Here is a 13,746-nt window from a genome sequence, read left to right as displayed (position 1 = left end):
TTCCTTATTGTAATTGCAATTTGTACATCTTTAACCGGGGGAAATCAAAGAACGGGTATTATCTATTAACCTCTGCTTCTTCGTTTTCCATAAGATGAAGTTCGATAATATGTTTTAATTCTTTTGGAGTTACAGCAGTGGTTCCGATTTTTCTGACTGCAACACCTGCGGCATAATTTCCAAGCTCCATAGAAACTTCCACGTCTCCGTAAGAAGCAAGTAATGCCAGCGAAATTCCTGAAATCAGGGAATCTCCCGCTCCTGTTACATCATAAACTTCTGAGGTTACAGCAGGAATTTGTTTTGTTTCGCCGTTAGTATAAAGAAGAATACCGTCTTCTCCAAGAGTAACCATTACATAATCAAGTTCAAGCTGTTCTTTTACTTTTTGCGCCAGAATCTCAGGAGTAGTACCGGCCGGTGATTTCGTTGCAGTCTCTGCTTCCAGCCTGTTTGGGGTAATCAGGGTTGCTCCCGAATATTTACTGTAATCTAAGCCTTTAGGGTCAACGAGAACAGGCTTTTTATGAAGTTTTGCAAGTTTTATAAGCTCATGAGTAAGTTTATTGGTCAGTACGCCTTTTGAATAATCTGACAATAAAATCAAATCTATTGATTCTATAGACTCAGAAACTTTTTTGATAATTTCAAGCTCAGTGTTTTCAGAAATTTCGTCTTTAACCTCTCTGTCAAACCTGACAAGCTGGTGATGATTATGCGTTATAAGTCTTGTTTTTATAGTGGTCGGGCGTGTTTCATCTTTAATAATACAGGATATATCAATATTATTCTTTGAAAGAATTTCTTCAAGTTTGTCAGAAGAAGAATCTTTTCCGACAATTCCTGCCAAACAGACCTTCCCTCCGAGAGTTCTTATATTATTTGCAACGTTTGCCGCTCCTCCAAGGATATAAGAATATTTGTTTACTTCAAGCACAGGCACAGGGGCTTCAGGAGAAAGTCTGCTGGCTTTTCCCCAGATATATTCATCAAGGATGATATCTCCTATGACAAGTACTTTAAAATTTTTGAAGTTGTCGATTATTTTAAAAAGTTTTTCTTTATTTGACATATTTATATGCCTGCTCCATCGTTATATTCTTCGTCATTTTCTTCGTTAGGACACTCACAACAATTTGTATCCTGTCTTACTATTTGTTTAAGCTCTTTTATTTCGCTGGTAAGCTCTCCTAAAGCATCTTTTATCGGATCAGGTATTACATTGTGTTGCAAATTATGGCTTTTTTGACCTTTATGAACAACTATTCTTCCGGGGATTCCTACTACCGTTGAATCATCAGGAACATCTTCTATAACAACAGAACCTGCGCCAATTCTTACATTGTTTCCTATTGTTATATTACCAAGAATTTTTGCACCTGAGCCTACAACAATATCATTTTTAAGAGTTGGATGTCTTTTGCCTGTTTCTTTGCCTGTACCGCCAAGCGTTACACCCTGATAAATCAAAACATTATCGCCTATTATTGCAGTTTCTCCAATAACAACACCCATTCCGTGGTCTATAAAAAACTTTCTGCCTATTTCTGCCCCCGGATGAATGTCTACGCCCGTAATTATTCTGGAAAGATTTGAAATTATTCTCGGCAGAAGAGGAACTTTATTCACATATAATTTATGTGCGGCTCTGTGCAGCAAAATCGCATGAAGCCCCGGATAGCATATAATCACCTCAAGAATGGTTTTGGCTGCAGGATCATTGTCAAAAATAGTTTGTATATCTTCTTTAATTCTCGATAAAAACATTTTCCTACCTTGAAAATTAATTAAAAAATTTCTATTTTATTAATATAAAACATTAGTTAATAAATTACAATTTTAAAATATTAAGAAACATTAAGTCGGGTTTTTCAGTGATAATGGTGAATTTTATTTTTATGAAGGATTTATCCTGCCACATGCTATCAATTTATTTATTCAGGAGTTTTTAAACAGTAGAAATAAATTTAAAATAAGAGGAAATTTATGAGCATTTCACTTCTCTCTTCGAATTATGAAAAACAAAAAACCGGTTTTGGTATGGCGGTTAAAGTGAAACCAAGAACACCGCAACAAATAAAAGAATTGAAAGAATTTCTTAGCGAACTTTACGGTAGCAGTGATAATTTTAAAGGCATTGTGAAAATAAGCGAGCGTAAATCTTCGGTAAAAAGATCTCAACCTCAGCTTAACCCGATTATTGTGAAATTTTCTGAAGCTGTTGGTTATCTAAATTCACGCATTAAAATTCTGCCTGACAGTGTTCTAAAGTTTTTGGAAAAAAAATCCGAAACAGGGACACATATATTTATCGGGCATAATCAATTATCTGAAAAACTTCTTGCTGATGATTTAAAAGAGGCAGGTTTTAAAGTGAGACAAACGCCTTTTTTGAAAGATTAGAGATTCCGTCAGAAAATCAATATAAATAAATTTTAATTTCGGAAAATAAACATAAAAAGATAGCGGGTATTTCCCGCTATCTTTTTATGTTTGAGATTTTACTTCGGCAAGGTGCCGAAATATTATTGTCTTGACCACTGCCTTAAATCATTAACATCAATAGTAATAGCTCTTTGAGCGAAGGCCTGATTGATTTTTTGGTTTATTTGTTCGTCTTTAGATCCTTTATAGACTTCTTTCATTGCTCTAAATATAGTTTGTCTTTCTTTTCTATCTCCATTTGTTAATAACAAAGTGCCATCTTTATTTTGATCAACATAAGAATTTTTAAATGGGGTTCTCCTCTTAGAGAATAAATTTTTGGAGGATGTTGTTCAAAAATTTATCTAATTGCTTATTTAAATGCTCTCTTGATTTTGATAATTCTAAAAAATGATTTGATAAAATATCAGATAATTTTAATTCTTGTGTGTTTTTTAAGGCAGGTTCAAGATATTTTATCAAAGGGAATTCTTCAGCTATTTTTAATGCAATTTTATAACTTTTTTTATTAGGCGATTCTTTTACAAAATTAGTCACCGCTTCAGCAACTTTTTTGGTAATTAAAAGTTCGTCCAGAGGATAATTTACATTTACACTTGGAGCTTTTCTGGCAGCTAAAGCAGATTTAAGAACTTTCTTCATTTTATAATTCCCCAATATTCCTGTAAAAGAAATATTTTGCTCATTCTTAATCATGTTTATTTACCTCTTATACCGCTCGTAAAAGTAATTGATAAATGAAAAATAATAAGCAAAAGCGGTGTAGCTTATTAGGAGTTTATTTAAAAATTCAATTTCATATGAGGTCAAAAACCACTCAAAAAAAAGTTGAGACAGTTTCGCATTGAAATCGCAACACTTTGTTACAATCGTTACAAGGATTTTTTATAGAAGAGCCTGTCTTGTTAAAAATATAAAAATTAAGATATAAGCTTTAAAGACTCGTTTTAGGGACTGCGGTTAAAAGAATAAAGGGCTTGTTTGAGAAGGCGGTTTTGATTTTAACAAGGCAGCTTCTAAATTTTTGCTAAGTTTTTTATATTTAATTTAAAATCGTATAATATAATTAGGAATAAACATTTTTGAGGAAATTTTTAAAAATATGTATAAATATGGAGTAAGACTATTAAAAAACAGACTGTATCCTGTTAAAATGCCAAAAAATTGTGAAGAAGAACTTCAACACGGTCAAATGGTTCTTATTACAACAGAAAAAGGTCAAGAAGTAGCTAAAATATTAAGAATTTCCCAATGTGTTTTTCAAAAATGGGGCGATCAGCTTCCTGAACCTCTTCCTTATGTAAGAGCATTGAGCGCTGTAGATTTACAAAGATATGAAATTATACAGGAAAGAGAAACCGCTGCTTTTCTCAAATGTACAGAGCTTATTGAAACGCATTCATTAACTATGAGGCTTATCAGCACAAAATATACATTTGATGAAAAAAAAGTAACTTTTTATTATACAGCTCCTCACAGAGTTGATTTTAGAAATCTGCTTAAAGATTTAACACAAACTTTTAGAAAAGTCCGTATTGACTTGCGACACATCGGGGTCAGAGATGAAACAGCTATCATTGAAGGAATAGGACTTTGCGGAAGACAGTTTTGCTGCTGTTCTTTTCTTTCTAACTTTGAGTCTATAAATATAAAACTGGCAAAAGATCAGGGAATGCCGATTAATCCGAGCAAAATTTCCGGTGTATGCGGACGTCTTTTGTGCTGCCTAAATTATGAATACTCAAATTATATTGATGCCGCAGCGGATATGCCGCCTATAGGCAGTAGTGTAATGACTCCTGACGGCATAGGAAAAGTAGCCGCACTGCATTTTCTTAATGCAAATATTGTTGTAAAACTTGAAGATGGAAGAGTTAAAGAATTCGGTAAAAAAGAAATCGAAATGCTCGAAGAGGATATTGGCAATATAGAACTGGATTACACTGTCGGCTATCAGGATGAAGATGAAACTGAAGTAATAAATATTGCCGAACTTGAAGAGGATGACTCAAGCTATACCACTAATATATAATTTTAAAGTTATTGAAAATCTGTACATTAAGCAAAGAATAACTTAAAATGTTTTATAAGCGTAAAAAATAGGATTACCTAATTGCAAGTTGTATCAGTAGACGATCTAATAAATTATAAACTGCTCCCGTTTGACGTTTTTAATGAAAACGGGAAAAGACTTTTTGAGGCAGGAGAAACTCTAACTCCGGGCAAGATTTTGCAATTAAAATATATGCCTGTTCTGTACATAAAAGAAAAAACTGAAGATCTTGAAATTATAGATTTTGATTATGATGAAGATTCAGCTTATTCAAATACAAAAAATGCCGAAGATGAAGAAATCAAAAAAATTTATCAAGCTTATGATATTAAAGATCAATATGAAAATGAAACTTCCGTAATTCCGATCAAAACTCAAAAAGCTATAAAAAACCAGTTTAAGAACATTCTTGATTCTTTTGACAAAGAAGGTATTAAAGATACGGCTGCATGCTTTGACGTGAGAGACAAAATTGTTGAAGAAATTTTGCCGGAAGTCAATAATATTCTTTACAAATCTCAATTACGATTAACCGGTGATTATAGTTATTCTCATGGAATAAATGTTGCGATGCTCAGTACTGTCCTGGCAGATAAATTAAAAATGGGACAAAATTCAATACAGGAAATAACCCTTGCGGCAATGCTTCACGACATTGGGAAAACCAGACTGCCAAAACAGGTGCTTGAAAAAACAGCCCTTTCCCCTGCTGAAACAAAGCTTATTCAACTTCATCCGCGTCTGGGGTACAAAATAATCACAGAAGAACTCAAGCTTTCTGAAAACATAGCCAAAGTTGCCTTGCAGCACCATGAGAGAGGAGACGGCTCCGGTTACCCTTACGGGCTTTCAGGCAACAAAATAGCTTTCGAATCTCATATCGTAATGGTATGCAATCTTTATGATGATTTAACTTCGGGAAAAGGTCTTATAAAAGTCAGTAATTCCAAAGAAGCTATAAAAATTCTTCTTGAAATAGGCTCAAAATGGTTTAGGACAGACGTGCTTTATACTTTTGTTCACATGACAAATTATAACGATGATTCTACTATTTATAATTATTAAATTAGACTGTCCCTCTGAGGCAACAGGATTAATTAACAGTTTGTATTAAAGGCTTTTAGACTAAATTGCCAAAATCGTCATTGCGAGCATAGCGAAGCAATCTATAAAAATAAAAGGGACAGATGTTTCGCTTTGCTCAACATCTGTCCCTTTTTGGTTTTAAGCTTAAATACTTTTTTGAACAGATTCTTCGGACTAAAGCCCTCAGAATGACAATATCAATATTCATGTAGATTTCGACTATCCTGCAATTCACGTTAAAACGAATTTGTTTCCAGAAAAACCGGCAAAGCTGGATTTTCCCGAAAAAGAAAATACTTTACGAGCGCGAATTGGTATTAAAATACAAAAAAATACCTTTTCCGGTAATATTATGAAAAAAATTTAGCTGAATTGACCGTATATAAATTTAAATAAACAATTTAAACTCTATAAATAACCATTAAAAAATTTAATATGACAAAATCTTAAGTTACAAATTGTAAATGTTTATATAAATAATTTTTGTCGGCTTAAATACTTGTTTTCAGAGAAATTAAACCCTATAAAAATTTATTTGCAGATAAATCAGAATACAAATTTGTTCCGATGGCAAAATCCTCTTAATTAAGGGGGCGGAGGTTCATTTGAAAGAAAATTTACGCTTAATTTATAAGAATATGAACCTTACGGAGTTGATAATCAAATGTCAGCAAGACGATAAGCTTGCGCTCGAAGAATTGATAAAAAGACATGAAAAAATAATCTATAATACTTTGTACCACCTTGATCCTAACAGGGTAGATATAGCTGATATAGCGCAAGAAGCCCTTTTTCGGATGACAAGGGGGATTAAAACACTTAAAAAACCTGTAACTTTTAAATTCTGGCTAAATCAAATAATAATAAATCTTTTTTATGACGAGCTTAGAAGAAAAACCAGAAGGCTTGCTACAATATCGATAGATACACCTTATATGAATACAGGGGAAGACGAAGCAAGTCCCTCAAGAGATATCGCCGACACAGGCAAAATGCCTGAAGAAAAAACGTTGAATAAGGAGCTTGACGAAGTAATCAAAGAATCTATAAACGATTTGCCCGAACAATTCAGGCTGGTTATCGTTTTAAGGGAACTACAGGGATTAAGCTACGAAGAAATAGCCGAAATTACAAAAACTAACATTGGTACAGTTAAATCAAGACTCGCAAGAGCAAGAACAAAACTTCAGAACCAGATTAAACCTTACCTTGAACATGAAAGAGGTGATGAATGACAGATATTTTTTCAAAATCCGATGTTTGCAGCGAAATTTCTGAAGATTTATCGGCTTTTATTGATGATGAGTTGTCAAAAGAACAGCTTGCAAAAGTTTATGAACATTTGCTTGAATGTAATTATTGCAGGCAGGCTTACAAAGAATTGAAAACAACTCAAAAAGCCATTGCTAATTATTTTAAACATTCAACCGAAGAACTGGAAATTCCTGAAAAAACGAATACGGACAATATTATAAGTAAAATTGTCTTTACTCAAAAACGAAGAAAAATTATTTATTCCGTTGCAGTCTTGGGGGTTTTATCAATTTTATCGTATTTTTCTATAGAAATAATTAATTTAAATTCATCGGAAAAAGAAGTTTTGCATAAAGTGAAATTTACAAAAGAAAAACCTGCTTTAGCGCCTTTGCCAACTATATCGAAAGAATTTGCGAAGAAATTAAAAGATCTGCCGCTTCAAAAAAACAATTGATTAATTAAAAAACCTGCCCAACTGTAAAGATTTTGTCAAACTTTTGCCATATTTAAAGAAAAAATATACTCTTTTATTTATATAAACTTATTTTAGTCTAATATATATCTTTGGATTAATAGCCGGGTAATCTCGGGAACGATGCAAGCATCTTCCCAACTTAATAACATGAAAGAGATAAAAGAATCAGGGAGAGCCTCAAAATGTGGCAGAGAATGAGTTCAAGCCTTACGGGTCAGCAAAGCTGTCTTTCAGGCTTATTAACTCCAATTTCGCAAAAAAATTCGAGAAAATTTTATATCATTATTTTTATGACGCTCGGTGTGGTGCTTTTAGGTGCGCTTTCAGCTAAAGCCCAGATGGCTGTTCCAAATATTGACATAAACTTTAAAAATGCCTCTTCCCCTCAGGAATTTAGCAAAGGGTTGCAAATTTTAATATGGCTTACTGTATTGACGCTTGCTCCGAGTATTTTTATTATGACAACGGCTTTTACAAGGATTGTAATAGTTCTTTCTCTAACAAGACAGGCCATAGGTACTGCCCAACTTCCGCCTACTCAGGTTATAGTCGGATTAGCATTGATGCTTACTTTCTTTGTAATGTCTCCAACGATTGGAGAAATAAACGAAAAAGCACTTCAGCCCTATATGAAAAGTGAAATAACACAGGAAGCTGCCCTAAAAAGGGGTATTGAACCATTAAGGCAGTTTATGTTCAGGCAAACAAACGAGGGAGATCTTGCTCTTTTTGTTAAGTTAAGCAAAATTGAAAAACCGACCTCTATGGTTGATATTCCTACTTTTGTTTTAATGCCGGCTTTTGTAATAAGCGAGTTAAAAACAGCTTTTGAAATCGGATTTTTGATTTTTATTCCGTTTCTGGTAATAGATATCGTAATTTCAAGCATACTTGTGTCAATGGGTATGATGTTTTTGCCGCCTACAATGATAGCTCTTCCGTTTAAGATAATACTTTTTGTACTTGTAGACGGCTGGCATTTAATAGCAAAATCTCTGGTCATGGGCTTTTCGTAATGACAAACTACTAATAATTGAGGAAAATAAAATTGTCCCAAATGGAATTTATTACAATATTGCAACAAACAATGCTCCTAATTCTAAAATTAGCAGGACCTGTCTTGCTTGTAAGTATGGGAGTAGGGCTTAGTATCGGTGTTATTCAATCGGTTACTCAAATTCAGGAAGCAACTTTAACTTTTGTTCCAAAAATTTTGGCAGGTATTTTAACTATTATTTTCCTTGCCCCATGGATGGTTGAAATGTACATAACCTTTACAAACGACCTGTTTACAAATCTTCTGACATATATACACTAATTATTAGCTAATTAAAAAGATCATAAATCTTATGACACACGATTTTTCTATATTTTTTTCAACTGAAAGCATTATTACTTTTATTCTGGTTCTTTCAAGATTAACCGGAATGCTCACAACTGCGCCATTATTTTCCACCTTCCCTATTCCAATGCAGGTAAAGGTAGCTCTTGCGGCCTTATGTGCATTTATTATGTACCCTTTTGTGCTTCAGAATACAAATTTTTCTGCTCCGCATGACCTTATTTCTCTTTCTATTTTACTGTTTAAAGAAACCGCTGTAGGTGTACTTATAGGTTTTGCATCTTCTCTTTTATTTACTGCCGTTGAAATTGGCGGACAGATTTTAAGTATTCAAATGGGTCTTGCTATTGCTAACGCCCTTGACCCCGTAACAAAACAGCACACTCCTATAGTCGGGCAGTTTTATTTATTTATTGCAAGTATGGTTTTTATTACTTTAAACGGCCCTCAATGGCTATTTTCTACAGTTTATGACAGCTATCATTCAATTCCGATAGGTTTGAATTTTAGTTTTTCGGGTCAAATAACCCAACAATTGCTTTTTTTCGCAGGACAACTTTTTTTAATAGCTTTTAGTATAATAATTCCTGTTTTTTCCATACTCATTATCAAGACTATATTGTTGGGCGTTATTTCTAAAATTTTGCCTCAATTAAACGTATTCATGGTTGCAATGCCTTCTCAAATATACGTGGGACTTATGCTTATGTTACTATTAATGCCATCTACAACGATTTACCTCTCAAAACTTTTTAGCGAACTGCTTTCAAATCTAAACGGTATTTTTGTTTGATAAGTAATTATTAAGGAAAGTAAATGACAGACGAACGGACAGAAAAGGCGACGCCCAAGCGAAGGCAGGATTCAAAAAATGAAGGGCAGGTATCCAAAAGTCAAGATCTTAACATGGCTGTTACTTTGACAATAAGTTTTTGGGTTCTTTCTATTTTTGCGCCGTTTGTTAGCGAAAAACTCAGGGATATTACGGTAAACACACTTTCAAATCTGAATCCTCATCTTGTTACCAAAGAAAATTTTGTCGGTTTTTTTAGTAATTATGTATGGTCTGCAATAAATATACTTTTACCGATAATGCTTTTTATAATGCTTGCAGGTGTAGCAATAAACTTTATACAGGTTGGTCCGATATTTACAACAAAAACTATTACGCCTGATTTTTCTAAACTAGGTCCTGAAAAACTAATTAAAGGTTTTCAAAAATTTTTTCAGCTGAAAAGTTTTGTTGAATTGGCCAAATCCATTATTAAAGGCTCAATAGTCGGAGCCATAGGTTATTCTGTTATTAAAAAAAGAGAAGTAGAACTTGTTTCCCTTTTGGGGTCTGATATCATGACCTCTATTCATGTAATAGGCAGTGTTTTATTTGAAATATTCTTTCAGATTTGTTTGGTACTTTTTGTCCTCGGCATAATCGATAAAAAATATCAGGATTATGAATATGAAAAATCTATCAAAATGACTAAGCAGGAAACAAAAGACGAACGCAAAAATCAGGAAGGAGATCCTATGATTAAATCAAAAATCAGAGGAATCCAAATGCGTTTTGCTATGCAAAGGATGATGGGTTCTGTTCCTTCTGCTGATGTTATAATTACAAACCCGACTCATTATGCCATCGCCTTAAGATATGACACAACAAAAGCGCCTGCTCCTCAGGTTGTAGCAAAAGGTGTGGATTTTGTGGCTTTTAAAATAAGAGAAATTGCCGAAAATAATAAAATTCCTGTAGTTGAAAATAAACCGCTTGCCCGAACATTGTATAAAATTGTACCATTGGATGGAATGGTTCCGGCAGAATTATATGTTGCAGTAGCAGAAGTATTGGCCTATGTATATAAAACAAACAGAAGTAAAGGGAACATCAGATAGTCATGGGTAATTTCAAATTAAGCGATTTATCTAAAAATAACGATATAATACTGGCAATAGTTCTTGTCGTTATTATAGGCATGATGATTATTCCCCTGCCTCCGTTTTTGATAGATATACTGCTTACAATAAATATTTCTCTGGCTATAATAATACTTCTTGTCTGTTTATATACAACAGAACCTCTTCAATATTCTTCATTTCCGACCATATTGCTTATGGCAACACTCTTCAGGCTGGGGCTTAACGTTAGTGCGACAAGACTAATACTGCTTCACGGCAGTGCAGGAGAAGTAATAACAGCTTTCGGACAGTTTGTTGTGGGTGGTAATTATGTTGTAGGTGTTGTAATATTTATAATTCTTGTAGTTATCAACTTTATGGTTATCACAAACGGTGCCGGAAGAGTCGCAGAAGTTGCAGCCAGATTTACATTGGATGCAATGCCGGGAAAACAGTTAAGCGTTGACGCTGACTTGAATTCAGGAATAATTACAGAAGAGGAAGCAAAACAAAAAAGAAAAGATTTTCAAAGAGAAGCAGATTTTTACGGAACTATGGATGGTGCCAGCAAATTTGTAAAAGGAGATGCAACAGCAGGGATATTCATTACTGTTGTAAATATTGTCGGCGGCTTTATTATTGGGATTGTCCAAAATCATTTGTCATTTGTCCAATCAGCAGCAACTTATACAATTTTAACAGTCGGAGATGGTCTTGTATCACAGCTTCCTGCGCTTATTATTTCTACAGCAACAGGTTTGATTGTAACCAGAGCGGGCGGAAAAGAAACCGGCTTAAGCAAAGATATTGAAAATGAAATGTTTGGCAATCCTAAAGTCCTTGGTGTTGTTTCAGGACTTTTACTCTTATTAGGCTTTGTTCCCGGCTTGCCTAAAATGCCTTTCTTCCTTATAGGCGGATTTCTCGGGGTATTGAGTTTTTGGAAGCTTAAAGATATAAACAAAGAAAAAGAAGACGAGATAAAAGCAAAAGACTTAGAAACGTCACAATCCAAAAAAACTAAGAAAAAAGCTTCTAAAGAAAGCGTAATGGAGTTATTAAATATTGAACCTATAGAAATAGAAATAGGATACAGGCTTGTACCTCTTCTTGATATTGAACAGGGAGGTGATTTGCTCGAAAGAATCGCCCAAATAAGAAGACAAACTGCGATTGATTTAGGAATTATACTTCCTTCAATAAGAGTTAGAGATAATTTACAACTTCCTGCAAATAATTATCAAATAAAATTAAGAGGAATCCCTATAGAAACAGGTGAAGTGTACTCTGACAGGCATCTTGCAATGAATGCAGGAGCAGGAGATGATGACCCTAATTTGAAAGGGATAACTGCGGTTGAACCGGCTTTTGGGTTGCCTGCCTTATGGATTGCGGAAAAAGACAAAGAATACGCTGAATCAGAAGGTTATACAGTTGTTAGCGCTTCAGCAGTAATTTCAACTCACATCACTGAAGTTATAAAGAAAAATTCCTCAGAAATTTTGACAAGACCTGACGTGCAAACACTTATTGAAAACCTTAAAAAGCAATCTGAAGCTTTTGTAGAAGATGTATTTAAGGATAATAATATTACGACATCGGAAGTTCATATGGTCTTACAGAATTTATTGCGTGAAAAAGTACCTATAAAAGATTTACAGACAATCCTTGAAACATTAAGCACTTATCAAAGAATAAATAAAAACCCTGATTTCCTCACTGAACAGTGCAGGATGGCACTTTCAAGAAGTATATGCAAACAAAATTTGAGTGATTCGGGAGAATTGCTTGCTATAACTATTTCTCCCGAAATAGAAAATACGATTGCAACAGGAATAAGCAATGACGGACAAAGTTTGAGCCTTGAACCGAATTTTACAAGGAAATTAATAAGCAGTCTTAATTTGGAAATTGAAACAGCGCTTAAATCTACAGGCAATCAGCCGGTAATTTTATGCAGTTCTCCTATACGTATGGCGTTTAGAAGACTAATAGAAAGAACTTTTCCGCAAATTAGCGTTATGTCCTATAACGAAGTACCCGGAAATATTAGCGCTCGCTCAGTCGGAATGGTAAAAGTTTGAAAATAAAAAAGACCGGAAGTAGGGCTAATCCGGTCTACAATTAAAACAGACGGTTAAGTGAGAATGAATAAAGCATCCTATTATATAACCAGAAATAAACAGCATATAAAATTGCCCGGGTGTGCGTATTTAAGGCTAATTTTTACAGTTCAACGTGTTTAAAATCCGGATCGGTTTTAAACATCTTATATGCAGAAAGAACGCTTTTGTCCTTATCTTTCGTTTCAAACATTATGTCAAAATTCAGATGCAAGTATTTTAAGAAAAATTCTTTAAATTCTTGCAAATTTATTGATTCAGAATGACTTCCCGACCTTGATGCTTCTTTTTGTGTTGAATAATGGATATCAGGTATTTCTGTTTTATTGTCCCACGTTGAAAAAAATGTTTTAAGTATAGCTTCAATATCTTTGTCACGGGGCTGTTGCGTATTTAAAACCTCGTGATGCAAATTATCAAATACAAGCGGTATTCCTACTGCTTCATTAATCTTAGTCAAATCCCATACATTGTAGTTTTTGTCGTCATTTTCAAGAGTAAGTCTTGCTTTGAAATTTTTCGGAAGTTCTTTATAAACTTTAATGAACCGTTTTATGGCTTCTGTTTTATCTCCGTAAACTCCGCCTGCATGAAATACGATTTTGTGAGAAGAATCAAGCTCAAGCGCGTCAAGAAATTTTATATGCCATTCCAGTTCTTTAATTGAACTTTTCACCACCTCCGGTCTCGGCGAATTCAAATAGACAACCGGACTTGGATGCATTGCAACCCGAAAATTATTTTCTTTTATATAAGTGCCTATAGCCGGAAACTCATCTTTAAAATCCTTCCACCATTCGATTTTATTGATTTCATGAGAAGCAAACGGGATAATGTCAGAGCTTATCCTGAAATGATAAATATTATTTTCTTTGTTCCATTCAAGAACCTGCATTAAACCGTCAAGATTTGACTTTATAAGCCCTCTAAGTCTTAAATCAGTGGCGTTTGCAAGTCTGCATGTCCTGTTTAAAGGAATTCCTGTTGTTAAGTTTATACAGGCATATCCAAGTCTATGTTTCATCATTTATTAAGTCCTAATGATTACAATTTTACTATATCAGGATTTGGC

14 protein-coding genes are annotated in these 13,746 nt (G+C 34.0%); 10 read left to right on the top strand and 4 right to left on the bottom strand.

What is annotated here, in order from left to right:
- Positions 1 to 58 precede the first annotated feature (58 nt).
- Complete coding sequence (rfaE1, locus tag WCG23_03660; protein ID MEI8388965.1) at positions 59 to 1,072, bottom strand: D-glycero-beta-D-manno-heptose-7-phosphate kinase; 1,014 nt, start codon at positions 1,070 to 1,072, stop codon at positions 59 to 61.
- Between the two features lie 2 nt (positions 1,073 to 1,074).
- Positions 1,075 to 1,767: a serine O-acetyltransferase gene (gene cysE / locus WCG23_03655; protein MEI8388964.1), complete on the bottom strand. Its 693-nt coding sequence runs from the start codon at positions 1,765 to 1,767 to the stop codon at positions 1,075 to 1,077.
- Between the two features lie 219 nt (positions 1,768 to 1,986).
- Here cysE and WCG23_03650 point away from each other — a divergent pair, with 219 nt between their 5' ends.
- On the top strand, positions 1,987 to 2,403 hold the full coding sequence (locus tag WCG23_03650) for a hypothetical protein (GenBank protein ID MEI8388963.1): 417 nt from the start codon (positions 1,987 to 1,989) through the stop codon (positions 2,401 to 2,403).
- Positions 2,404 to 2,748: 345 nt separating this feature from the next.
- Here the strand turns inward: WCG23_03650 and WCG23_03645 are convergent, their stop codons facing one another.
- Positions 2,749 to 3,141, bottom strand: coding sequence for a hypothetical protein (locus WCG23_03645; GenBank protein ID MEI8388962.1), 393 nt, complete (start codon positions 3,139 to 3,141; stop codon positions 2,749 to 2,751).
- A gap of 406 nt (positions 3,142 to 3,547) precedes the next feature.
- Between WCG23_03645 and ricT the strand changes: the two genes are divergently transcribed.
- From ricT to flhA, 9 genes are all read left to right on the top strand, one after another.
- Positions 3,548 to 4,477: a regulatory iron-sulfur-containing complex subunit RicT gene (ricT, locus tag WCG23_03640; GenBank protein MEI8388961.1), complete on the top strand. Its 930-nt coding sequence runs from the start codon at positions 3,548 to 3,550 to the stop codon at positions 4,475 to 4,477.
- A gap of 81 nt (positions 4,478 to 4,558) precedes the next feature.
- Positions 4,559 to 5,563 carry an HD domain-containing phosphohydrolase gene (locus WCG23_03635; protein ID MEI8388960.1) on the top strand — a complete coding sequence of 335 codons (1,005 nt, stop codon included), beginning with the start codon at positions 4,559 to 4,561 and terminating at the stop codon, positions 5,561 to 5,563.
- Positions 5,564 to 6,189: 626 nt separating this feature from the next.
- Positions 6,190 to 6,819, top strand: coding sequence for a sigma-70 family RNA polymerase sigma factor (locus tag WCG23_03630; GenBank protein MEI8388959.1), 630 nt, complete (start codon positions 6,190 to 6,192; stop codon positions 6,817 to 6,819).
- A complete protein-coding gene (locus tag WCG23_03625) occupies positions 6,816 to 7,295 on the top strand; it encodes a zf-HC2 domain-containing protein (protein MEI8388958.1) in 480 nt (159 codons plus the stop codon). The genes WCG23_03630 and WCG23_03625 overlap by 4 nt, the downstream gene beginning before the upstream one ends.
- 359 nt (positions 7,296 to 7,654) lie before the next feature.
- The gene (fliP, locus tag WCG23_03620) at positions 7,655 to 8,332 is read left to right on the top strand and encodes a flagellar type III secretion system pore protein FliP (GenBank protein MEI8388957.1); all 678 of its coding nucleotides are present in this window, start codon (positions 7,655 to 7,657) and stop codon (positions 8,330 to 8,332) included.
- Positions 8,333 to 8,373: 41 nt separating this feature from the next.
- Positions 8,374 to 8,634 (top strand): flagellar biosynthetic protein FliQ, encoded by a 261-nt coding sequence (locus WCG23_03615; protein MEI8388956.1) that lies wholly within the window; start codon positions 8,374 to 8,376, stop codon positions 8,632 to 8,634.
- Between the two features lie 31 nt (positions 8,635 to 8,665).
- The gene (gene fliR, locus WCG23_03610) at positions 8,666 to 9,451 is read left to right on the top strand and encodes a flagellar biosynthetic protein FliR (GenBank protein ID MEI8388955.1); all 786 of its coding nucleotides are present in this window, start codon (positions 8,666 to 8,668) and stop codon (positions 9,449 to 9,451) included.
- A gap of 23 nt (positions 9,452 to 9,474) precedes the next feature.
- Positions 9,475 to 10,548 (top strand): flagellar biosynthesis protein FlhB, encoded by a 1,074-nt coding sequence (gene flhB / locus WCG23_03605; protein MEI8388954.1) that lies wholly within the window; start codon positions 9,475 to 9,477, stop codon positions 10,546 to 10,548.
- Between the two features lie 2 nt (positions 10,549 to 10,550).
- The gene (gene flhA / locus WCG23_03600; protein MEI8388953.1) at positions 10,551 to 12,635 is read left to right on the top strand and encodes a flagellar biosynthesis protein FlhA; all 2,085 of its coding nucleotides are present in this window, start codon (positions 10,551 to 10,553) and stop codon (positions 12,633 to 12,635) included.
- 142 nt (positions 12,636 to 12,777) lie between these two features.
- Here the strand turns inward: flhA and uvsE are convergent, their stop codons facing one another.
- Positions 12,778 to 13,701, bottom strand: a complete 924-nt coding sequence (gene uvsE / locus WCG23_03595) for a UV DNA damage repair endonuclease UvsE (GenBank protein MEI8388952.1) — start codon at positions 13,699 to 13,701, stop codon at positions 12,778 to 12,780.
- Positions 13,702 to 13,746: the final 45 nt, after the last annotated feature.

Source organism: bacterium (genome assembly GCA_037147175.1).
Taxonomy (GTDB): Bacteria; Cyanobacteriota; Vampirovibrionia; order Gastranaerophilales; family UBA9971; genus UBA9971.
This window is presented reverse-complemented; position numbering and strand designations above follow the sequence as displayed.

Excerpts from the sequence above, each read along its gene's own strand:
- cysE (MEI8388964.1), bottom strand. The coding sequence starts at position 1,767 with ATGTTTTTATCGAGAATTAAAGAAGATATACAAACTATTTTTGACAAT.
- WCG23_03615 (MEI8388956.1), top strand. The coding sequence starts at position 8,374 with ATGGAATTTATTACAATATTGCAACAAACAATGCTCCTAATTCTAAAA.
- flhB (MEI8388954.1), top strand. The coding sequence starts at position 9,475 with ATGACAGACGAACGGACAGAAAAGGCGACGCCCAAGCGAAGGCAGGAT.
- uvsE (MEI8388952.1), bottom strand. The coding sequence starts at position 13,701 with ATGATGAAACATAGACTTGGATATGCCTGTATAAACTTAACAACAGGA.
- rfaE1 (MEI8388965.1), bottom strand. The coding sequence starts at position 1,072 with ATGTCAAATAAAGAAAAACTTTTTAAAATAATCGACAACTTCAAAAAT.
- WCG23_03645 (MEI8388962.1), bottom strand. The coding sequence starts at position 3,141 with ATGATTAAGAATGAGCAAAATATTTCTTTTACAGGAATATTGGGGAAT.
- fliR (MEI8388955.1), top strand. The coding sequence starts at position 8,666 with ATGACACACGATTTTTCTATATTTTTTTCAACTGAAAGCATTATTACT.
- WCG23_03625 (MEI8388958.1), top strand. The coding sequence starts at position 6,816 with ATGACAGATATTTTTTCAAAATCCGATGTTTGCAGCGAAATTTCTGAA.
- fliP (MEI8388957.1), top strand. The coding sequence starts at position 7,655 with ATGGCTGTTCCAAATATTGACATAAACTTTAAAAATGCCTCTTCCCCT.
- flhA (MEI8388953.1), top strand. The coding sequence starts at position 10,551 with ATGGGTAATTTCAAATTAAGCGATTTATCTAAAAATAACGATATAATA.
- WCG23_03650 (MEI8388963.1), top strand. The coding sequence starts at position 1,987 with ATGAGCATTTCACTTCTCTCTTCGAATTATGAAAAACAAAAAACCGGT.
- ricT (MEI8388961.1), top strand. The coding sequence starts at position 3,548 with ATGTATAAATATGGAGTAAGACTATTAAAAAACAGACTGTATCCTGTT.